The sequence below is a fragment of the Macellibacteroides fermentans genome (genome assembly GCF_013409575.1).
Classification (GTDB): Bacteria; Bacteroidota; Bacteroidia; order Bacteroidales; family Tannerellaceae; genus Macellibacteroides; species Macellibacteroides fermentans.
Window position 1 is genome coordinate 482,714 of sequence record NZ_JACCCY010000002.1, and the last position, 21,403, is coordinate 504,116.

Consider the following 21,403-nt stretch of genomic DNA (forward strand, 5'->3'; position numbering starts at 1 on the left):
GTAAGCGTCTCCGCGATACCGTCTTGTAAGATTTATTAATTGTTATTAGAGTTTAGTCCACTTGTCTGGAAGTAAATCGCGATATATTTGATCGGGAGCGGTTGGACTTATGTATGCCAGTCGGTTTAGTATGTCCGTAAAGTATTCGAAGGAGTTTATATTATGAAGTTTGCAGGAGATGGATAGCGAGTAGAGCAATGCCGTTCTTTTAGCTCCGGCATGACTGCCACAAAAAAGAGAGTTTTTTCTGCTTAAAGATATGCTTCGCATACATCTTTCCACGGCATTGTTATCCAACGCATAGTCCGGACGTACAATGTAATTACACAGTGCATCGTACTCGTTGAGAGTATAATTCACGGCCTTCGAGAGGGGACTCTTGGGAAGGGTGGATGGATTGGATTGTATTTCCAACAGTTTGCTTTTTAGTTCAGCCAGTATGGGTGGGGCGTACTCTTGTCTATGTTCAAGGATTTTGTCGGGCTTCCATTTCGGGTCAATCTTATGCTCCGCCTGATAAAGCCGGTTGATTATGTTGACAATTCCGATGGCTTCTTTATCGTTTGCGAGATCCAGGAACTGACGCTTGCAGTGCTGGAAGCATGCCAGCCGGATTACATCAGGATAGGTATCGGTCTCAAGTATTTTATAGTTGATCAGCCCGTCACTCTGGATGGCTCCTTTGTAATGATTGCCGATATAGTTGGTCAGAACCTCCCGGGATCGAGACCCGTTTTCATAAAAGTACTGGACCAATTTCTTTGTATTGGCCAGCGCAGCCCAGATATACCCTTTGCGTACGCCCTTACCATCCTTGTTTTTCTCTTTGGTAAGGATGGTATGGTAACTTTCATCCATACAAAGATAGTCATCTTCAAGGATCGCTGTATGAAGAACATCATCCAGGCGGTCCATTAATCCGGCAGACTTCTTAATCAGTCCGTGGGCGGTAGCTTTGTTTAATTCAAAGCCATTTTCTGTAAAATACTTGACAATCCGCTCCACAGGCATGGAGTAAACATACCGCAGTTGAAGCATGCCGGCGATAAAGGAGGCATCATAGTTTGAGTTCTGCAGGGGAGATCTGGGGGCTTTACCCGAGTAAACCTTTTCCTGCTGTACGCAATTATATTGTCTGTATATGATTTTCTTAAAAGTAGCCTTGCTGTAGGTATACATGACGGAGTCTACAGATCCGATCACCCTGGCCTTTTCTTTGTCAAAGGCAGGATCATCGGGATATACATGCTCGACAATGGTTTCTAGAGAGAAGTATTCTTTCCGTTTGGCATTGTTGTTTCCGCGGTCTTTGGGCAAAACAGGGGGAGCGGTTTCTGTCGGTTCTTCTTTTGCGGTATCGGGCACAAGCTTTTCCGATTTATTGGAGAGAAGCTTGCTCATTCTCCGGTTTTTCCCCTCAACCTTCTGCATGTCCCCGTTCTTTTGAAGCAGGCTTTTTTCCAGCGAACGGATTGTTTCGGTTAAACTACCAACCTGGACAGAGAGTCTTTCTATTTGTTCAGATTGCCGGACGAGTTGTTCCAAATACATCTTTTCCCTTTGAGCGGAAAGTTTCAGCTGGTCTTCCTGTAGTTCAATAATCCGTTTGCTATTCATGTCATAAAGATACGGACAATACTTCGGATATCAAAGTAAATTACAATAAATAATTTAGCTATGTATTTGGTATACAATATATTAAGCCTTATCTAAAACCTTCTCCTGTACTTTGCCGAACGGACCGAGACGCCCTCCATTATCAAGACAAAGGTCTTCCATTTCATCTCAAACTCATTGTTTGAAGGGTTAAATCGGGGGACTTCAAAGGTGCCCCGTTCCAGCTTTTTCTGATACAAAACAAATCCACCGTCTTCCCAGTGAAGGATCTTAATTAACGACCGGTTCCTGCCAAGGAAGAGAAAAACCTCTCCCGACAAAGGATTCCGTTTCATGTCTGTCTTCACTAACTGGTATAGGGAATAGATGCCTTTGCGCATGTCCACGTAATGCGGACATAGATAATAGCTCATGGATTCTGTAAGTGCAAACATCGGATTATTGGTTAAAATAGGTTTGTATAAATTTATTCAGATCTTCCTGGCTAATCTCTTTAATGGTTATAATTACGCCATCGGGAAAAGTGATGTTGACGCCTTTAAGCACAGGGAAAACATTCCCTGTGAAAACCGGTTTTTCTGATGCTTCCTTTATAAAGGAGAGCGGATAGAGTTGTTGTCCTTCACAAGAGGCTTGCTCAGGAGTGGAGGCAGAAGTATCGGGTAATACGGGACGAGGCTTGAGATCTGCTACTTTGATCGAATGCCTGCTCATCCAATTCTGGATACCTCCGTAGCAGACATGACGTTCTTTGCAATAGTCCCGTAAAGTCATGCTACTTAAAATACAGATTTGCCTGTACTCTTCGATTGCCAATGCATAAAGTTCGGATGCTTTCATTTGTTTCTTTTTTGAAAACAAAGGTAAAGGGGATCAAATGTGTTCACAAGATGGCATCGCGGAGACGCTTACTTCGTGCGGATGACAGATGATAGTTGATGACAGATCAATTTTTTGATCTGTCATTTTATATCTCTTTGTAAATTAAAAGGATAGAGCCGAATAATGATAGATAACAGATTGTTTTGCAATAAATCGGTTTTATTTGGAAGATGAACCGTCTATAAACAATTAAAGGATGTCATCCCGACATCCCCTAACCAAACTTTGTTAACCTTAAATCTAATACTATTATGAAAAAACCACGATACAAAGATAGTGGAATACATTTATTTGTCAAGGGTTTTGGTCATAAAACATGTTAAACAATTTATAATAAATCTGAATAAGCAGATAATAGGACCAAAAAAAGACCTCCGTTTAAAACAGAGGTCTTAAATATACATATCCGGATGAATTTATCAGCGGGCAGCAAAGAAATTATAGTTGTCTGCGATCTGTCTGAAAGCAAGTACACCTGCCTGATTTAATTCAACATTCATCTCTTTTCCGTCGGGAAGATACATTACTACTTTGTCGTCTTCCGTAAATTTAAGAAGCTTGGCAGTTTCGCCATCGCTTTCTACACTCCAGGTTTTGTCGGCTTTGTCAAAAATAAGATCTACGGTCTTATCGTCGCCTTCTTTTTTAATCTGGTAACCATCCGCTTTTGTCTCAACTGTGTAAATGCCGTCTTTACCTTCAATGGTTTTAACCTTGCCGGTGTCGGCCACAGGATTTTCGCCCGACCAGAACTCAATTGAATTGATTACGATCAGATCCGCCATAGCAGATATAGGATATACGGGTACAATGCAAAACGCGATAAAAACCAATTCGTTTACGAATTTACTGTCGATTGTCTGGTTCCATGCCAACAACTTGTTAGTAAGGCCAAATGAACCAATACAAGACGAAAACATAACGCTGCCACCTAGCACAGTAGCAAGCAATAGAGTTGAACTTTTCCTTTTCATGACTAATAGATGTTAGTATATATGTGGCGAAGTTAAAAACATTTTGTTTGTAAAAGCTATAATGCTCAATAAAAATGATAAATTTACATCGATGTAAATCTATTTAAAACAAAAAGAATGAGAAATGTCCGTTTTGTAATAACACTTTGTCTTTTTATTCTGCTTGGCACTCATTTGGTGAAGGCACAGACTGTTACAAATCCAAACGACAGAGAGTATAGTTTGCAAACACCCCAGGGAATCATCCGGGGAATGATGATGACTCCCGGAATAGGAGAGGGGTATCCTGTTGTGTTACTGATTGCCGGATCCGGACCAACGGATATGAATGGAAACAGTATGCAGTTGGGTATACAGCCCAATACCCTGAAGCTGATAGCTGAAGGTTTGGCCCAAAAAGGGATTGCCACCGTACGTTTCGATAAAAGGGGGATTGCATCCAGTGCCGCTGCTGCTAAAGATGAGTTTTCGTTACGTTTCGACGATTACGTAAACGATGTACGTTTGTGGATAGATAAACTGGCGGGCGACCGTCGTTTTAAGGATGTATATGTGCTTGGTCATAGCGAAGGGGCGCTTATCGGGATGGTGTCATGCCGTACCAATGCAAAAGTAAAAGGGTTTGTTTCGGTAGCCGGACCCGGTAAACCGATGGACAAGCTGATTGAATCGCAACTGTCGGCTTTGCCTCAGGAGTTGAAAGACCGGGTGGTAGCTATAAACGACTCGCTTCGGAACGGGAAACTTTACCCCCAGGTTCCGTTGGGTCTACAGGCTCTGTTCAGAACATCGGTTCAGCCGTATCTTATTTCGTGTTACAAGTACAATCCTCTCGAAATAATAGGTACACTGGAGATGCCGGTGCTGATTGTTCAGGGGAAGACCGACATACAGGTTCCCTGGGCTGATGCCGAACTTTTAAAGCAGGCTGCACCCAAAGCCGGATTATTTATGATAGCTGATATGAATCATGTTCTTAAAGATTGTAGCGTTATGGAACAGCAGGCTCAGCTTGCTACCTATTCGGATCCTTCCCTTCCGTTAAACAGCGAACTGCTGTTATTGCTCGAAAAGTTTGTAAAGAACCCCTAATCTGTTGTATCTTTGCTGTCATAAATAATGAATTATGATATCGGTTGAAGGACTTACAGTAGAGTTTGGTGGTTTTACACTTTTTGATGATGTTTCGTTTGTTGTTAACAAGAAAGACAGGATTGCCTTGGTTGGTAAAAACGGAGCCGGTAAATCCACCATGCTTAAAATCTTTGCGGGATTGCAATCGCCTACTGCAGGAAACATTAGCGTTCCCAAAGAACTTACCATCGGGTACCTTCCTCAGCAAATGCAGCTTACGGATACACGTACGGTACGCGAAGAGGCAGAACAGGCCTTCGACCAGATACATCAACTTGAAAAACAACTGGAGCGGCTTACTTTAGAGTTGGCCGAACGTACCGACTACGAATCGGAGTCGTATCACGACCTGATAGACAAGGTGACGCACCTTACCGAACATTTCCAGATGATGGGGGGAAACTCTTATCAGGCCGAGCTGGAACGCACCCTGATGGGACTCGGTTTTGTACGTGAGGATTTCGAACGGCTTACCTCCGAATTCAGCGGTGGATGGCGTATGCGTATCGAGCTGGCTAAATTATTGCTTCGTCAGCCCGACGTATTATTACTGGATGAGCCTACCAATCACCTTGATATCGAATCTATCCAATGGCTCGAGAACTTTCTGGCTACCCGTGCCAATGCGGTTATATTGGTTTCGCACGACCGGGCCTTTATTGATGCCACTACTTTCCGTACAATCGAGATCTCGCTTGGTAAGATATACGACTATAAGGTAAATTACTCTCATTATGTAGTGCTGCGCGAAGAGCGGAGGGAGCAACAGATGCGGGCATTTGAGAATCAACAGAAAAAGCTTCAGGATACCGAAGCCTTTATCGAGCGGTTCCGTTACAAGGCTACCAAATCGGTTCAGGTACAATCGCGTATCAAACAACTCGAAAAAATAGATCGGATTGAGGTGGATGAAGTGGATACAGCTATGCTGAACCTTAAGTTTCCACCGGCTCCCCGATCGGGTTCGTATCCGGTTATTATGGAAGATGTAGCCAAACGATATGGCGATCACCTTATCTTCGAACATGCAACATTAACTATCAACCGGGGCGATAAGGTGGCCTTTGTGGGTAAAAACGGTGAGGGTAAGTCTACGTTGGTAAAATGTATTATGGGTGAGATTGATTTTGAAGGCAAGCTGCAGCTCGGTCACAATGTGAAGATCGGTTACTTTGCCCAGAATCAGGCTCAGTTACTGGACGACAAACTTACGGTATTCGACACCATCGATTATGTGGCCCAGGGAGATATCCGTACCAAAATAAGGGATATCTTAGGTGCTTTTATGTTTGGAGGCGAAGCGTCGGACAAGAAAGTGGAGGTATTGTCGGGGGGTGAGCGAAGCCGCCTGGCCATGATACGCCTGTTGCTGGAGCCGGTTAATTTGCTGATACTCGATGAGCCCACGAACCATTTGGACATGCGATCGAAAGATGTGCTGAAAGACGCCTTGCGCGAATTTGATGGAACGGTGATTCTGGTGTCGCACGACCGCGAATTCCTTGACGGACTGGTGGATAAAGTGTATGAGTTTGGCAACCAGCGGGTGACAGAGCATCTGGGTGGTATTTATGAATTCCTGAACCGGAAGAAGATGGATAACCTGCAGGAGCTTGAAAAAGCAACATCCGCAGTACAAAAAAATACTGAAACAGACGACCAGCCCTCGCAGAGTAAAATGTCGTACGAATCACGTAAGGAACAAAACAGGGCATTGAAAAAAGCTGAAAAGTCGGTTGCCGAAGCGGAAGCAAAAATAGAACGGCTGGAAGCCGAACAGGCCCAACTGGAATCCATGCTTGCAACGCCCGAAGGCTCTGCAGATACAGCCTTATATGCAAAATATGGTGCCATAAAAAAGGAGTTGTCCGAAACAATGGACCTTTGGAGTTGTTGTATACAAGAGCTGGAAGACCTGAAATCGTGAAAAAGATTTTAAAATAAATAAAGAATACCTTGATGTTTCATCTTTTTATTAAAAAAGTTATTTGAGGTACGTTCAGAAAAGGTTATATTTGCAGCTTAAACGTTTATGATATATATGTTGTACTAAATCAGAATAATAATGAAAACAAACCTTAGTTCTCAAATTACGTTGACCCGCATCCCTGAGCGGTTCTATCGTCCTGATAACGCCTATGAGCATTCTGTCTTGACCCGTTTCGAGAAAATTCCGACGAATATTTACGAATCGGCCGACAAAGGTGCATTAGCCATTGCTACAGAGATTGCAACGGAGATCCGTAAGAAACAAGCTGCCGGCGAAAAGCTGGTGTTGGGACTTTCAGGCGGACGTTCTCCTATCAGTGTTTATCGTAATTTGGTTCGGATGCACAAGGAAGAAGGATTGAGCTTCCGGAATGTTAAAGTGTTCAACGTGTACGAATTTTATCCGTTGACATCTGCCGCATTCAGCAATCTTTCTCAATTAAAAGAGGCTCTTCTCGACCATGTAGATATCGATCCGGCCAATATCTATTCGCCAGACGGTTTCATGGAAAAGGATAATATCTACGAATTCTGCCGTAACTATGAACGTCAGATTCAACAGGTAGGGGGAATAGACTATATGTTGTTGGGTGTAGGATATGCTTGTAATATCGGCTTTAACGGTCCGGGTTCGAGTGCCAATACCACAACTCGTCTGGTTTTTATGGACAACAATTCCCGCAAGGAGGCTTCCCGTATGTTCAACTCCATCGACAATGTGCCCACCAGCGTTATCACAATGGGTATTTCTACCATACTGAAGTCGAAGCACATTATCTTAATGGCTTGGGGTGAAGATAAAGCTGCAAACATATTCAACGCGGTTGAAGGTAAATTAAGCGATACGATTCCGGCTACTTTCTTGCAGAATCACGATAATGCGAAGGTGGTGATCGACCTGTCTGCTGCCTACAACCTCACCCGTATCAGCCATCCCTGGTTGGTTACAAATTGCGATTGGGACAATAAGCTGATAAGACGTGCCATCGTTTGGTTGTGCCAGCTTACCAAAAAACCGATCCTGAAACTTACAAATAAAGATTACAGCGAACACGGTCTGGGCGAACTGCTTGGTATTTACGGTTCGGCTTACAATGTAAACATAAAGATCTTCAATGATCTGCAGCATACTATCACCGGATGGCCGGGTGGTAAACCCAATGCAGACGACAGCAATCGTCCCGAAAGAGCCAATCCGTTTCCTAAGAAGGTGATTGTGTTTAGTCCGCATCCCGATGATGATGTAATCTCCATGGGTGGAACTTTACGCCGTCTTTGTGTGCAGAATCATGATGTGCATGTGGCATACCAGACTTCGGGTAATATTGCCGTTGGCGACGAAGAGGTAATCCGCTACGTTTCTTACCTGCACAATGTTTGCGAGAAGTATGCTTCGAAAGATGATCCTGTTCTGAAGAAAGCCGACGAGATAAAGCATTACCTGCTTCACGAGAAGGTGGAAGGCGAAAAAGAAAAACCGGATGTACTTTTCATGAAGGGTACTATTCGTCGCGAAGAGGCACGTACTGCTTGTCGTTATACGGGTGTTAAGGATGAGAATGTGCATTTCCTTGATTTGCCTTTCTACGAAACCGGTCTGGTAAAGAAGAACGACCTGGGTGAAGCCGATAAGGACATTGTAAAGGCGCTTATCGAAAAGATTCAGCCCGATCAGATGTTCGTGGCAGGTGACTTAGCCGATCCTCACGGAACACACAAGGTATGTCTGGATGCTATCCTGGCTGCCATCGATGATGTGAAAGATGAAGAATGGATGAAGAATTGCCGTGTATGGATGTACCGCGGTGCCTGGGCAGAATGGGAAATGGACCACGTTGAAATGGCCGTTCCAATCAGTCCGGAAGAATTACGCTTTAAACGTAACTCGATCCTGAAACATCAGTCGCAGATGGAAAGTGCTCCGTTCCTTGGTGACGACGAGCGTTTGTTCTGGCAACGTGCCGAAGATCGTAACCGTGCTACTGCCGAACTTTACAACGACCTCGGACTTGCATCATACGAAGCTATCGAGGCCTTTGTTCAGTATATTCCTTTACGCTGATCCGGCAGCCTTTAGGCTGTTGGTATAGATACTTAAAACACCGCACTGTAGTATAAAGTGCGGTGTTTTTTTATTGTTCGCCCAGCACGAACGTATTCTAACGGGTGTAAGTCCCCAACGCGCCCTAACAGCGGGAAGCGTCCAGCCAACGACAAGGGTGTTCATCGCGAGGTGTAATCTGAAGGAAGTCTTCGGCAAAGATCTGGCCTGACGAACAGAAACTTGATACCAAGGCTCACGAGTGTGGATTAGTTTGCAATACAAAACAAAGTCCGATAGCTGTTCGGAACACTTGGAGTAAATCAAGCAGGTATAAGATTGAAAGAATACGTCCATAACTGGGGAGATCTCACGGGCGAGGTCATCCGAGCAGTAACAACGAACCGTGAGAAGTCAGCAGAGGTCATAGTAACCGGGAAGGGAAAAAAACATCGACAACCTGGTGAAGGACTGAACTTTAATTAAACTGGAATTATTACATTATTACCAAATGGAAGAAACAATGCAGCAAACAACAGAATCTGTTGGCTGCCATCAGATGAATAGGACGGAATCCGAAGGGTATGATGGAGCGCAGACTTTTATGAGGATAATAGGTGAAAACCTAGTGGAAGTGCAGATAGGCACAACCAATTTGTTGGAACTTATCCTGAGTCCCGAAAACTTAAATCGATCTTATCGGCAAGTAATAGGGAATGACGGATCCGGAGGTGTCGATAAGATGGGAACGAGCGAACTGTTGCCATACCTAAACCTCCACAAAGACGAATTGATAGAGCAGCTACTAAAGGGTAAGTACCGGCCCAATCCGGTCCGTCGTGTCGATATCCCCAAGGACAACGGCAAGGCACGTCAACTCGGTATCCCTACGGTTGTTGACCGGTTCATCCAACAGGCTATAAGCCAAGTGTTGATACCGATATACGAACGAGAGTTCAATGACAACAGTTTTGGCTTCCGCCCAAACCGCAGCGCCCACGATGCGCTGAAGCGGGTGCAGGAATATGCAGACAATGGGTATCATTACTGCATAAACCTTGACTTGGAACGATTCTTCGATACAGTAAACCATAGCAAGCTGATAGAGGTGTTGTCACGGACAATCAAAGATGGACGGGTAATTTCACTTATCCATCACTATCTCAAAGCCGGCGTAATGGTTGCTCATAAGTATGAATCAACCGAGGAGGGAGTTCCTCAAGGGGGTCCGTTAAGCCCGATTCTAAGCAATATCTTGCTGAATGAGCTTGATAAAGAGTTGTCTCGCCGAGGTCATCCATTTGTACGCTACGCAGACGATTGTCTGATTTTGGTTAAAAGCAAGCGAGCCACAGAACGAGTACGAGACAGTATATCCACCTATTTAGAGAAGAAACTCTTCCTTAAAGTGAATATGGAAAAGACCATCATTGGAGATGTTCGAGGCATGAAATACCTTGGCTACTCATTCTACTGAAGGTCCAAAGGCAAGTGCGGTCTACGCACCCACCGTACAAGTCAAGAAAAGTTCAAACGCACGCTCAAACAAATAACCAAACGAAACAATGGAAAAGGTTATGCATGGCTAAAGCAACGATTGTCACAATACGTACGAGGCTGGCTAACTTACTACCGTTTAGCAGACATGAACCAATTTATCCAAAAGACGGATGGTTGGTATCGTCGCAGGCTAAGGACGTATATATGGAAGAGTTGGAAGAAAATCAGCACGAAGTCACATAATCTCCAGAAATGTGGTATAAACAAACATCAGGCTTGGCAATGGGCTAATACCCGTAAAGGATACTGGCACATAGCCAACAGCTGGGTGCTGCATCGGGCAATTACAGATGAGAGTCTAGACCGAGCAGGTTATCCACAAATAATGAGATTATATCGCCGTCTGCATCGTAATTAAAGAACCGCCGTATGCCGAACGGCATGTACGGTGGTGGGAGAGGTCGGAAAACAAAAGTAGGAAGAAAACTACTTTTGTTTTCCTCCTACTCGATTTATGTTTGCTTATCTGGGTAATTCATTTATCTTTGTTGCCATCTCAGTTATCCTTAAATATACGATCTGTTTATGAATAATATAAAGATGCTGCGCGTGGAGGCATTAGATATATTCCGTGCACTTACCATGTTCCTGATGCTTTTTGTAAATGATATTCCCGGGTTGAGGGATATCCCGCATTGGTTACTGCATGCTACGGAACATGAAGATATGCTGGGTTTTTCCGATACAATATTTCCGGGGTTCTTATTTGCTATGGGAATGGCTGTTCCGTTTGCCATTGAAAACCGCTTCAAGAAGGGTGATACTACGGGTCAGGTGGCTGTCCATATTTTCTGGCGTACGGTTGCATTGCTGGTGATGGGGCTTTTTACCGTTAACCGGGATACCATTGATGCCACGGCAACCGGTATATCAAAGCCCTGGTTTTCTATCCTTATGGTATTGGCGTTTTTCCTTGTCTGGAGTCTTTATCCCAAGGTATCCGGTTTAAGAAAATGGTTGTTTGCAGCAATGAAGCTGTTGGGTGTTGCCATATTAGCATACCTGTTTTATCGCTACCGCGGTGCGAATGGTTCCTCTTTTTCGCCACAGTGGTGGGGCATATTGGGTCTTATCGGGTGGACTTACCTGGTGTGTGCCTTCATATATCTTTTAATAAGGTCGAATCTGATGTTGAATCTGATCGCTTTAGGGTTGATGTTGGGTTGCTCTGTTTGTTCTGAAGCCGGTCTGTTCAGTACGGTTGGATTTATTCAAGCTGTGCCCAGTGAAGCTACTTTGCATGCCTTTGGTCTTGCTGGTGTTGTAGCATCCCTCCTGATGCAGCGATATGCAGATCCTCAACGGCCTAATTCCTTTCTGCTGCTATTCCTGCAGATTGGAATCGGGATGCTGATTGCGGGAGTGGTATCGCACAACTTCTGGATAATATCAAAATTACAGGCAACTCCCACCTGGTTTTTTTATTGCTGCTCAATCTTCTTCCCTTTATTCGCATTTATATATCTGCTAACGGACGTATTGGGTAAAAGCGGTTGGTTTAAGCTGCTCGCTCCGGCAGGCAAGGTTACGCTAACCTGTTATATTATACCCTATGTATGGTATAGTTTGCAGTCGCTGCTGCAGGTTTCGTATCCGGAGGTGCTTACCTCCGGTTTGCCGGGATTGCTTAGATCGGTTGTCTACTCTTTCCTTATTCTGGCAATTGCCTGGGGATTAATGAAGATTAATATAAAGCTTAAGGTTTAGAAAAGATAAAAATACTATATTTGATTTTTAATCATATTTACAATCTATATGAAGAACATAAACAGGCGTACAGCCATTAAAACGGTATTGGCAGGTGGTGCGGCTTTGGCAGTATCGGGTGTTTCAGCACAGTCAAAACAATCAAAAAAGAATGTCCCTGCTCCCCTGAAAGGCAATATCCGTCACTCTGTGAGCAAATGGTGTTTCGGGAATTATGATCTGGATGAATTCTGTAAAATCTGTAAACGCATAGGAATTGAATCTGTAGAGCTGCTGGATCCGAAAGATTGGCCCATCGTGCAGCAAAACGGACTCACGGTGGCTATGGCGCAGGGAGCCGGTTTAGGAATTGACCGGGCATTTAACGATCCTTCATTGCACGATGAACTGGTTAAAAGCTATGAAGAGGTTATACCGCAGGTAGCAGCAGCCGGACTAACCAACCTGATTTGTTTTGCAGGCAAAAGGAACGGGGTTACCGATCTGCAGGGGTGGGAGAATTGTGAGAAAGGATTGAAACGTATACTCCCTATAGCCGAGAAACACAATGTGGTACTTACCATGGAGCTGCTTAACAGTGTAGGGCATAAGGATTATTTGTGCGATCATACGGTATGGGGTGTTGAATTATGCCGTCGCTTGGGTTCTCCCAATTTTAAACTGTTGTATGATATTTATCATATGCAGATTATGGAGGGTAATATCATTGAGAACATAAACCGTTATCATTCTTTCTTTTCACATATACATACGGGGGGAAATCCTGGTAGAAATGAGATTGATGAAACTCAGGAGCTTTATTATCCGGCTATCATGCAGGCGATTGTGAAGACCGGTTATAAAGGTTTTGTAGGACAGGAGTTTGTCCCCAAACAGGCCGATCCTATTGCTTCCCTTGAAAAATGTATCCGCATTTGCGATGTATGATTCGAATCTGCAAATTAAGGGGTATCTGTATTGATTTTTTATAGACACTTGATAGTTCGTTGTTAACATCTTCCGGCAAAGCCGGAAGATGTTATTTTGTGGAATTTCGCTTGTTACTTTACTTTATAAACCGTTCCTTTGTACCGGTTTTTAATATATAGGTATCGTGCTTAAATTTATAAAGGACTGGATGCTTCCACTTGCCATGCTTACGGGAGCTCTTTCTTACCGGTTGGTCGGTTATATTTCTTTCCTTACACCGTATCTTATTTTTACGATGCTATTGCTTACGTTTTGTAAGTTGTCGCCCCGTGAGATGCGATTGCATCCGCTTCATAAATGGCTATTGCTTATTCAGTTGGTTGGTTGTGTCGTTGTGTATGGGTTGGTGTACCTGTATGATCCGGTGGTGGCCCAGGGCGCGCTTATCTGTGTGCTGGCTCCAACCGCCACATCGGCGGCTGTTATTACAGGTATGTTGGGTGGCAGTGTGGCATTTCTGACTAACTATGTGTTGTTATGCAACATTGGAGTGGCGATTATGGCTCCGGTTTTGTTTTCTTTTATGGGGAGCCAGAGTGAGATGCCATTCTTCGAATCTTTTCTTTTTATCTGCCGCCAGGTTGGTCCGTTGCTGATTCTTCCTTTAGTATTTGCCTGGTCTTTACGAGCATTTCTTCCTAAACTACATGCCAGGATACTTAGTGTTCATAAATTGTCTTTTTATTTGTGGGCTGTGGCGCTTACTATCGTTACGGGTAGTACTGTAAGGTTTCTGGTGGAACAGCAAGATCCCGACTATACCGTTGAGATTGGATTGGCTGTGGTTTCGCTCGTAATCTGTGTAGGTCAATTTCTATTGGGCAGGCGTTTGGGTAAAAGGTATGGAGATCCGGTGTCGTCCGGACAAGGTCTGGGACAGAAGAATACAATCCTTGCTATCTGGATGGCTCAGGTGTATTTAAATCCGATTGCGTCCATAGCTCCAGCGGCTTATGTGTTGTGGCAGAATTCCATAAATTCGTATCAGCTCTGGTTGAAGGGACGAAAAAATGAATAAGCTGTATAACACACTCTTTTTTTACGTGATAAGTACGGATAGTTCGTGTTGTAAACTATCTTTGAAGAAAAATACGAAAAATTAATACATTAAGGATATGAGACTAAGTAAGGAATGGTTTACTGCACTTTCGGAAGACGAAAAAGGGCAGCTTGTCACGGTTTGTGGTAGAGAAGAGCTGACCGAATTTGTAAAGTCGGGTAAGTTTAAGGAGAGAGTGGAAATTTCGTGGAAGTTTGAAGGCGACGAGAAAGGGATGCCTTCGGACGAATTGGCCGAGAAAATGGAAAGTGTACAAGAGGCTATGGCGAAAGCGATGGAAAAGGATAAGCTGGCAATTCTTACGGGTGTATATACGGGTGGAGGAGAGAAGACCTGGATATTCTATACCCGTACGGTGCGTGTATTTGGTGAACGTCTCAATGAAGCATTGGAATCTTTTGAATTATTACCGATCGAAATATATACGGAAGTGGATCCGGAATGGGATGAGTATCTTGATATGTATGAAATGAAACAGTGGGCGGTAGACTAAGTATTATCTGCCTTTTATTATTTATCCCGGAAAATTCGACCCGAATTTCTCCGGGATTGTTTATTTTTGTTCTTTTAGTATCCATATTATATTTTTAATCATGAAGAAAATTATTGTGACTAGCTTGACGCTTTTGGCATTGAGTGCCTCTCTATTTGCGCAGTCGCCCGTTGTTCCTCAACCTCCGGTTCAACCCTATACACCATCCGATGCGAATATGCAATCCCGCGAATGGTTCAAAAATGCTAAATTCGGTATGTTTGTTCACTGGGGACTTTTCAGTCTGCTGGGGGATGGCGAATGGGTGATGAATAATAAAAACATAAAGATCAAGGATTATTCGTTGCTTACCAAAAGTTTTAATCCGGTAGATTTTGATGCGGCCAGGTGGGTGGCGGATGCCAAACGGGCCGGGATGAAGTATATTACGTTTGTTACCCGTCATCACGATGGTTTCAGCCTTTGGGATACCCGGTATTCCGATTTTAATATAATGAATACCCATTTTAAAAGGGATGTTCTGAAAGAGTTGGCCGAGGAGTGCCGTAAACAGGATATGAAACTTTTCCTCTATTATTCTATTCTGGATTGGCGCCGCGACGATTATTCGTGGTGGACAGGCCGGACAGGTCAGGGTACGGGGCGTACAGTGAAAGGTAATTGGGAAGATTACATCCAGTTTATGAAAAACCAGTTGAGCGAGCTGCTTACCAATTATGGTCCGATTGGAGGAATATGGTTTGATGGTTATTGGGATCAGATGCCGGTAGAAAGTGAGACTCGTAAGGATTCGGATGTCTTTGTAAATTGGCACATGCGTGAGATTTACGATCACATTCATGCTTTGCAGCCGGGTTGTCTGATTGGGAACAACCATCATATGTCACCTCTTGCCGGCGAGGATTTCCAAATGTTCGAACAAGATGTGCCGGGCGAAAATACGAAGGGATTGAGTTTTCAGACCATTTCTCATCTGCCACTTGAAACTTGTGCTACCATAAACAATACCTGGGGGTATTCGATAACCGACAGCTCTTTCAAATCGAAAGCAGAAGTAGTTGGCTTGCTTGTAAAATCGGCAGGAAACGGAGGGAATCTGCTCCTGAATATCGGTCCGTTGCCTAACGGCGAAATGCAGCCCGAATTTGTCCATGTTTTCAATGAAATAGGTGACTGGATGAAAATATACGGAGAAAGTATTTACAATACCGAAGGTGGATATATTCGTCCACAGCCTTGGGGATGCCTCACCACAAAACCTGGTAAGGTATATGTGCATATATTGCAAGGTACACAACCCGAAATTGTGCTTACCGATTTTCCTTACAAGAAAATAACAAAGGCAACTTTATTAAAGGATGGTTCGCCCGTGAAGTTTAGCTTCAAAAAGAAGGTGCTTACTTTGCCGGCAATTGCTCCCACAGCAGAAGTTCCTGACCAGGTGATTGTACTGGAAGTAAAATAAAATGAAGTAATCTCTGAAGAAATGAGAGCTCTTTGGAAATGGCTTCTTAAATCAGATTGATACTAAAGTACGTAATAAAAAAGGAGTTCGGTGCAAATACCGGACTCCTTTTCCTATTTTCGATATATTCTTTTATACCGTAATTTACAGATCTCTCTACTGCATGTTCCACATACTGCTGCATGTTGTGCAATCTACTCGTTTACAAACTGCTGCATACTTTTGAAACTACTTTATGCTTTAGAAGTTACGGTATATTCTACAAAATTCTGTATTCTCTGGAAGCTACAGTATGTTCTACAAACTACAGCAGCTTCTACAAGCTGCAAGCTCTACAAACAAACTGTTGCTGGTTCTAGAAACAACTTTATGTTCTACTAAACGAATACTCATAAATCCATCGTTATATTACGTTTAGGAACCCCAGCGAGGCGGTTCAGCAATTCATCAAAAAGCTTTTGAATCCTTCAAAATCCTTCTGCAATCCGATGCTTTGTTTGGTTCCCTTCATAAACTCCTGCAACTTGCCGGGAATTTCGACAGGTTCTTCAATGATGGCTTCTACAGTATCTTTGAATTTGGCCGGATGTGCTGTTTCCAGGAAAACACCGGTTTCCCCCTCTTTTAGTTGCTCCTTCAGGGCGCGGTATCCACAAGCTCCGTGAGGATCCAGCAAATAACCGGTTTCTGTAAAGGTTGACTTTACTGTCTCGGCTATTTCTTCATCTGTATACATGCATCCGCTGATTTTTTCACAGACGGCTTCGTGTGAATTTCCGTACAGATCCAGTATGCGGGCAAAATTACTGGGGTCGCCTACATCCATGGCATTGGCTATGGTAGTCACCGAGGGACGAGGGGTATAGATACCTGTTTGCAGATACTGCAGAAATACATCGTTCCGATTGTTGGCTGCAATAAAACGTTTAACAGGTAATCCCATCCGCATTCCAAATAGTCCGGCTGTTATATTTCCAAAGTTACCACTCGGAACACAGAATACAAGGTTATCTGCCTTACCCATCTTAGCCAGTTGTGCATAGGCATAAAAGTAGTAGAATGCCTGTGGCAGGAAACGTGCCACATTAATGGAGTTAGCCGATGTCAGTTGCATGTGAGCATTCAGCTCCTTGTCCATGAAAGCCGACTTTACGAGTGCCTGGCAGTCGTCGAATGTTCCTTCAATTTCCAGGGCTGTAATATTCTGACCCAAAGTGGTGAACTGGCATTCCTGAATGGGGCTGACTTTCCCTTTGGGGTATAATACATACACATGGATACCCGGTACACCCAAAAAGCCATTGGCAACGGCACTTCCGGTATCTCCCGAGGTGGCAACCAATACGTTGACCTCTTTCTTGCCTTGTTTACGTATAAAATGACCTAACAGACGGGCCATAAATCTGCCACCTACGTCTTTAAATGCAAGCGTGGGGCCGTGATATAACTCCAGACTATAAATAGAATTGTTTACATGCACCACCGGAGCATCGAAGGGTAGGGTGTCGTAAACAATTTGTTTCAGGGTATCGGCATCTACATCTTCGCCAAAAAAGGCATCGGCAACTACGTATGAAATTTCCTGAAAAGACATATCCTTCATTTTTTCGAAGAAAGATGATGGTAATGCCTTTATCTTTTCTGGCATATACAGACCCTTGTCGCCTGCCAGTCCTTTAACTACCGCCTCTTCCAAGGTGGCAAGAGGAGCCAGTCTGTTTGTACTATAATATTTCATCTTGTTAGTCTTTAAGAAATTCACGCATAAACTCATCCTCTTTCAACTCTCCGTAATATCCTTCTTTAGCCGCATATTCATCGTAGCGTTGTACTGCATCGGGTGTTTGTCCGGGCTTGTAGATTATAAATGGAATAGGCTCGTTAGTATGCGTCCGAATTGAACATGGAGTGGGGTGATCGGGTAAAACAGCTATTGCCACCGGTTCATCCCATGTCTGCAGTGTTTCAAAGATGGGTTTGATAGCCCGCTTGTCAAGATACTCGATAGTCTTTATTTTTAGATCTACATCCCCTTCGTGACCAGCTTCGTCGCTTGCCTCCACATGCAGGTAGACAAAGTCGTTTGTCTTCAGCGCCTGCAAGGCAGCTTCTGCTTTTCCCTCGTAGTTGGTGTCGTATAGCCCTGTGGCTCCCTCGACAGTTAGAACCTCCAATCCGGCATATACGCCGATACCTCTGATGAGGTCGACTGCCGAGATAACAGCCCCTTTTTCAAAACCATACATCTGCTGCATGGTTTCCATGGCAGGACGGTATCCCGGAGACCAGGGCCAGATACTGTTGGCGGGATCTTTACCCAGAGCAATTCGTCGTTGGTTTACCGGATGATCTTTGAGTATGTCCTGAGATTTAAGTATCAGGTTGTTTAATAATTCGGCTGTATCATTTGCTTCGGGAGCTTCCGGTTTAATAAGCAATGGACGAAACGGACGTAAAGGGACATCGTGGGGAGGAGTACAATCCAAACGTTTGTCGCCACCCTTAATCACCAATAGATTGCGGTAGGATACACCGGTATAAAATACCACCTGTTCGCTTCCCAGTTCCTGATTCAGAAATTTAATCAGCTCGTCCGACTCTTCCGTAGATATGTGGCCAGCCGAATGATTCTTAAGAATCTCTCCTTCAACGCAAATTAGATTGCAACGCATGGCAAGATCGCCCGGTTGCAACTCTACACCTATGCTGGCAGCTTCAAGAACCCCTCTGCCTTCGTAAACCTTTGGCATATTATATCCTAAAACCGCCATATTGGCTACTTCACTTCCCGGATGAAAGCCATCTGGTACGGTTTTTAGTCTTCCATTTCTTCCTAATGCGGCCAATTTATCCATGTAAGGTGTATCAGCAGCTTGTAAGGGAGTAAGACCTCCCAGGGCTTCAATTGGCTCATCGGCCATTCCATCGCCTAAAATAACTATGTGTTTCATAATGTACCCTTTCCTCCTGATTTATTAACGAATGTTGGCTATGGAAATTATGTCTGCAAACACACCGGCTGCCGTAACATCGGCTCCGGCTCCGTAACCTTTAATAATCATGGGATATTCGTGATATCGCTCCGTGGAAATCATGATTATGTTATTGCTTCCTTCCAGTTCGTAGAAGGGATGATGACTGTCTACTTCCTGTAGTCCCACACGGCATTTACCCTTTTCCATGGAAGCTACAAAACGGAAACGCTTGTGTTCTTTTTCCAGATATTGTCTTTTTTCTTCAAACTCTGCGTCCAGTTCGGTAATGCTACTCCAAAAATCTTCCAATGAACCGGCAAAGAACTTCTCAGGAATAAACAGATCCTTTACAACATCGGCTTGTTCTACTTTATAACCTGCTTCGCGTGCCAGGATAACCAATTTACGTATTACATCTTTACCGCTTAAGTCAATGCGTGGGTCTGGCTCTGAATATCCTGCCTGCTTTGCCATTCGGATGGCTGTACTCAACGGAACATCTGCACTCAGGGTATTGAATATGTAATTGAGCGTTCCTGATAATACGGCCTCCAGTTTTAGAATATGATCGCCGCTGTTGATCAGGTCGTTCATCGTATTGATGATGGGAAGTCCAGCTCCAACATTGGTTTCAAAGAGAAATTTGACGCCACGGTGACGGGAAATCTCTTTAAGTTTAAAATAATTGTCGTATGATGATGATGCAGCCAGTTTATTGGCAGCAACCACAGATATATTGTTGTTTAGCAATGTTTCATAAAGCCCTGCAACATCCTGACTAGCAGTGCAATCCACAAAAACTGAATTAAATATATTCATCTGAAGAATCTCTTCACAAAGTTTTACCGGCGAACTATCCAGACCTTTCACCTTTAAATCGTCTTGCCAATTGGTAAGGTCCAGACCTTCTCTGCAGAACAATGCTTTCCGGGTGTTGGCTATCCCAACAACATTCAGTTTAAGTCCGTTTTGTTCCATCAGGTTTACCCGCTGGTTTTTTATTTGTTCAAGCAGACTGCCACCCACGATTCCAACTCCGGTTACAAACAGGTTCAGCACTTTGTATTCCGACAGAAAAAAGGAGTCGTGAATAGAGTTTAAGGCTTTCCGAAGGTATTTTGCTTTGATTACAAATGAGATATTTGTTTCGGATGCTCCTTGTGCACAAGCAATAACACTGATACCGCTGCGCCCTAACGTTCCGAACAATCTGCCGGCAATACCGGGTGTGCGTTTCATGTTTTCGCCTACAATAGCAACGGTTGCCAGATCGGTTTCTGCTTCAATATCATTGATTTCACCCTGCGAACGTTCTAATGCAAACTCTTCATTCAACACCTTTACTGCCACTTCCGCATCTGCGTTGCGAACAGCAAATGAGGTGTTGTTTTCCGAACTGGCCTGCGATACCATAAAAACACTTATGCCGCTTTTGGCAAGCGTTTTGAATATCCTGTAGTTTACTCCAATTACACCAACCATGCCCAATCCTTGTACAGTAATCAGGCAAGTGTCATTAATAGAGGAAATTCCCTTAATTGATTTTTGTTTTTCGTTGGCCGGCTTTTCTTTCGAGATATATGTGCCAGGTGCGTCCGGATTAAACGTATTCCGGATTCGGATCGGTATATTTTTATGATATACGGGGTAGATTGTTGGAGGATATATAACCTTGGCTCCAAAGTTACACAACTCCATTGCCTCAATAAAGGTTAGCTGATCAATAACATATGCCGAGCTGATAACCCTCGGATCGGCAGTCATGAAGCCATCAACGTCCGTCCAGATCTCAAGAATGGAGGCATCCAATGCTGTTGCCAGAATAGAAGCAGTATAATCCGAACCACCCCTTCCCAGGTTTGTTATCTCTCCATTTTCCTTACTAGTTGATATAAAACCAGGAACTAAGGATACTTTAGGTAAGGAGGCGAATGTCTCTTTGATAAGAGCGTTCGTAAGGTCGAAGTCAACAATGTGTTTGTTAAACTGCTTGATTGTTTTAATAAACTTTCGTGAATCGAATAACACAGCGTCATTTATCACATTTGAAACAATCAAAGACGAAAGCCGTTCTCCGTAACTTACAATTGTATCGGAAGTTTTAGCCGACAAATCATTGATTAGGTAAACCCCTCTGAAGATGTTTCCAAGTTCGTCAAGCAAGGACATAGTCTGTTTTTGAACTTCCTTGCGTATAGTTATATCTGGTATTACTCCTTCTATCACATCCAGGTGACGGGAGATAATTTCTGAAAATTCTTTTTCGTAAGCAACATCGCCTTTCGATGCCATAGCTGAGGTGGCAAGTAATTTGTCCGTTATTCCTCCTAAAGCGGAAACAACTACAATGACAGGCTCTTCAATAGCCTCTACTATCTTCTTCACACTCAAAATGCTATTCACGGAACCTACGGATGTTCCGCCGAATTTTAATACTTTCATCGGTATGACGTATTTAATTTATATTTCTAGATTGAAAGGACCGGGCATGCCGGTAAAAAGAGATGCAATACTAAGGATTGCAACATCGCAGAACG

The 21,403-nt window shown here is 43.7% G+C and carries 16 protein-coding genes and 1 pseudogene; 9 read left to right on the forward strand and 8 right to left on the reverse strand.

Features of this window, described 5'->3' with window-relative positions; translation table 11 throughout:
- Positions 1–45 precede the first annotated feature (45 nt).
- The 4 genes from tnpC to F5613_RS07060 all read right to left on the reverse strand — a co-directional run bounded on the left by tnpC (position 46) and on the right by F5613_RS07060 (position 3,473).
- A complete protein-coding gene (tnpC, locus tag F5613_RS07045; RefSeq protein WP_179399234.1) occupies positions 46–1,617 on the reverse strand; it encodes an IS66 family transposase in 1,572 nt (523 codons plus the stop codon).
- A 92-nt stretch (positions 1,618–1,709) separates the two neighbouring features.
- Positions 1,710–2,051 carry an IS66 family insertion sequence element accessory protein TnpB gene (gene tnpB, locus F5613_RS07050; protein ID WP_179399235.1) on the reverse strand — a complete coding sequence of 114 codons (342 nt, stop codon included), beginning with the start codon at positions 2,049–2,051 and terminating at the stop codon, positions 1,710–1,712.
- A gap of 4 nt (positions 2,052–2,055) precedes the next feature.
- Complete coding sequence (locus F5613_RS07055; protein WP_179399236.1) at positions 2,056–2,457, reverse strand: hypothetical protein; 402 nt, start codon at positions 2,455–2,457, stop codon at positions 2,056–2,058.
- A gap of 461 nt (positions 2,458–2,918) precedes the next feature.
- Positions 2,919–3,473, reverse strand: coding sequence for a DUF3332 domain-containing protein (locus F5613_RS07060; RefSeq protein WP_068178703.1), 555 nt, complete (start codon positions 3,471–3,473; stop codon positions 2,919–2,921).
- Between the two features lie 117 nt (positions 3,474–3,590).
- On the opposite strand from F5613_RS07060, the gene F5613_RS07065 reads away from it, so the two are divergent.
- From F5613_RS07065 to F5613_RS07075, 3 genes are all read left to right on the forward strand, one after another.
- Entirely contained in the window at positions 3,591–4,565 is a 975-nt protein-coding gene (locus tag F5613_RS07065; RefSeq protein WP_179399237.1) for an alpha/beta hydrolase, read from the forward strand.
- Positions 4,566–4,599: 34 nt separating this feature from the next.
- Complete coding sequence (locus F5613_RS07070; RefSeq protein ID WP_179399238.1) at positions 4,600–6,534, forward strand: ABC-F family ATP-binding cassette domain-containing protein; 1,935 nt, start codon at positions 4,600–4,602, stop codon at positions 6,532–6,534.
- Between the two features lie 138 nt (positions 6,535–6,672).
- Positions 6,673–8,658 (forward strand): glucosamine-6-phosphate deaminase, encoded by a 1,986-nt coding sequence (locus F5613_RS07075; RefSeq protein ID WP_179399239.1) that lies wholly within the window; start codon positions 6,673–6,675, stop codon positions 8,656–8,658.
- Here F5613_RS07075 and F5613_RS07080 read toward each other — a convergent pair.
- The gene (locus F5613_RS07080) at positions 8,650–8,994 is read right to left on the reverse strand and encodes a hypothetical protein (RefSeq protein ID WP_179399240.1); all 345 of its coding nucleotides are present in this window, start codon (positions 8,992–8,994) and stop codon (positions 8,650–8,652) included. The genes F5613_RS07075 and F5613_RS07080 overlap by 9 nt on opposite strands.
- 154 nt (positions 8,995–9,148) lie before the next feature.
- Here F5613_RS07080 and ltrA point away from each other — a divergent pair.
- The 6 genes and pseudogenes from ltrA (at position 9,149) to F5613_RS07110 (ending at position 15,891) form a co-directional block, all read left to right on the forward strand.
- A pseudogene (ltrA, locus tag F5613_RS07085) lies at positions 9,149–10,555 on the forward strand (group II intron reverse transcriptase/maturase).
- Positions 10,556–10,722: 167 nt separating this feature from the next.
- Positions 10,723–11,904 (forward strand): DUF5009 domain-containing protein, encoded by a 1,182-nt coding sequence (locus F5613_RS07090; RefSeq protein ID WP_179399241.1) that lies wholly within the window; start codon positions 10,723–10,725, stop codon positions 11,902–11,904.
- A 48-nt stretch (positions 11,905–11,952) separates the two neighbouring features.
- Entirely contained in the window at positions 11,953–12,831 is an 879-nt protein-coding gene (locus tag F5613_RS07095) for a hydroxypyruvate isomerase family protein (protein WP_068178689.1), read from the forward strand.
- Between the two features lie 166 nt (positions 12,832–12,997).
- Complete coding sequence (locus F5613_RS07100; protein ID WP_179399242.1) at positions 12,998–13,891, forward strand: bile acid:sodium symporter family protein; 894 nt, start codon at positions 12,998–13,000, stop codon at positions 13,889–13,891.
- Positions 13,892–13,988: 97 nt separating this feature from the next.
- Positions 13,989–14,426, forward strand: coding sequence for a DUF695 domain-containing protein (locus F5613_RS07105; RefSeq protein WP_068178682.1), 438 nt, complete (start codon positions 13,989–13,991; stop codon positions 14,424–14,426).
- A 100-nt stretch (positions 14,427–14,526) separates the two neighbouring features.
- Positions 14,527–15,891: an alpha-L-fucosidase gene (locus F5613_RS07110; protein WP_179399243.1), complete on the forward strand. Its 1,365-nt coding sequence runs from the start codon at positions 14,527–14,529 to the stop codon at positions 15,889–15,891.
- A 436-nt stretch (positions 15,892–16,327) separates the two neighbouring features.
- On the opposite strand, the gene thrC is transcribed toward F5613_RS07110, so the two are convergent.
- From thrC to thrA, 3 genes are read right to left on the reverse strand one after another with little or no spacing between them, the layout of a single operon-like run.
- Positions 16,328–17,629, reverse strand: a complete 1,302-nt coding sequence (gene thrC, locus F5613_RS07115; protein WP_179399244.1) for a threonine synthase — start codon at positions 17,627–17,629, stop codon at positions 16,328–16,330.
- Between the two features lie 4 nt (positions 17,630–17,633).
- Positions 17,634–18,842, reverse strand: a complete 1,209-nt coding sequence (locus F5613_RS07120) for a cofactor-independent phosphoglycerate mutase (protein WP_179399245.1) — start codon at positions 18,840–18,842, stop codon at positions 17,634–17,636.
- Positions 18,843–18,866: 24 nt separating this feature from the next.
- A complete protein-coding gene (thrA, locus tag F5613_RS07125; RefSeq protein WP_179399246.1) occupies positions 18,867–21,308 on the reverse strand; it encodes a bifunctional aspartate kinase/homoserine dehydrogenase I in 2,442 nt (813 codons plus the stop codon).
- Between the last annotated feature and the right edge of the window lie 95 nt (positions 21,309–21,403).

Coding starts and splice junctions, on each gene's coding strand:
- F5613_RS07070 (WP_179399238.1), top strand. CDS start 4,600: ATGATATCGGTTGAAGGACTTACAGTAGAGTTTGGTGGTTTTACACTT.
- F5613_RS07075 (WP_179399239.1), top strand. CDS start 6,673: ATGAAAACAAACCTTAGTTCTCAAATTACGTTGACCCGCATCCCTGAG.
- F5613_RS07065 (WP_179399237.1), top strand. CDS start 3,591: ATGAGAAATGTCCGTTTTGTAATAACACTTTGTCTTTTTATTCTGCTT.
- F5613_RS07095 (WP_068178689.1), top strand. CDS start 11,953: ATGAAGAACATAAACAGGCGTACAGCCATTAAAACGGTATTGGCAGGT.
- F5613_RS07080 (WP_179399240.1), bottom strand. CDS start 8,994: ATGGACGTATTCTTTCAATCTTATACCTGCTTGATTTACTCCAAGTGT.
- F5613_RS07110 (WP_179399243.1), top strand. CDS start 14,527: ATGAAGAAAATTATTGTGACTAGCTTGACGCTTTTGGCATTGAGTGCC.
- F5613_RS07105 (WP_068178682.1), top strand. CDS start 13,989: ATGAGACTAAGTAAGGAATGGTTTACTGCACTTTCGGAAGACGAAAAA.
- F5613_RS07055 (WP_179399236.1), bottom strand. CDS start 2,457: ATGAAAGCATCCGAACTTTATGCATTGGCAATCGAAGAGTACAGGCAA.
- F5613_RS07120 (WP_179399245.1), bottom strand. CDS start 18,842: ATGAAACACATAGTTATTTTAGGCGATGGAATGGCCGATGAGCCAATT.
- F5613_RS07060 (WP_068178703.1), bottom strand. CDS start 3,473: ATGAAAAGGAAAAGTTCAACTCTATTGCTTGCTACTGTGCTAGGTGGC.
- tnpB (WP_179399235.1), bottom strand. CDS start 2,051: ATGTTTGCACTTACAGAATCCATGAGCTATTATCTATGTCCGCATTAC.
- thrC (WP_179399244.1), bottom strand. CDS start 17,629: ATGAAATATTATAGTACAAACAGACTGGCTCCTCTTGCCACCTTGGAA.
- F5613_RS07090 (WP_179399241.1), top strand. CDS start 10,723: ATGAATAATATAAAGATGCTGCGCGTGGAGGCATTAGATATATTCCGT.
- tnpC (WP_179399234.1), bottom strand. CDS start 1,617: ATGAATAGCAAACGGATTATTGAACTACAGGAAGACCAGCTGAAACTT.
- thrA (WP_179399246.1), bottom strand. CDS start 21,308: ATGAAAGTATTAAAATTCGGCGGAACATCCGTAGGTTCCGTGAATAGC.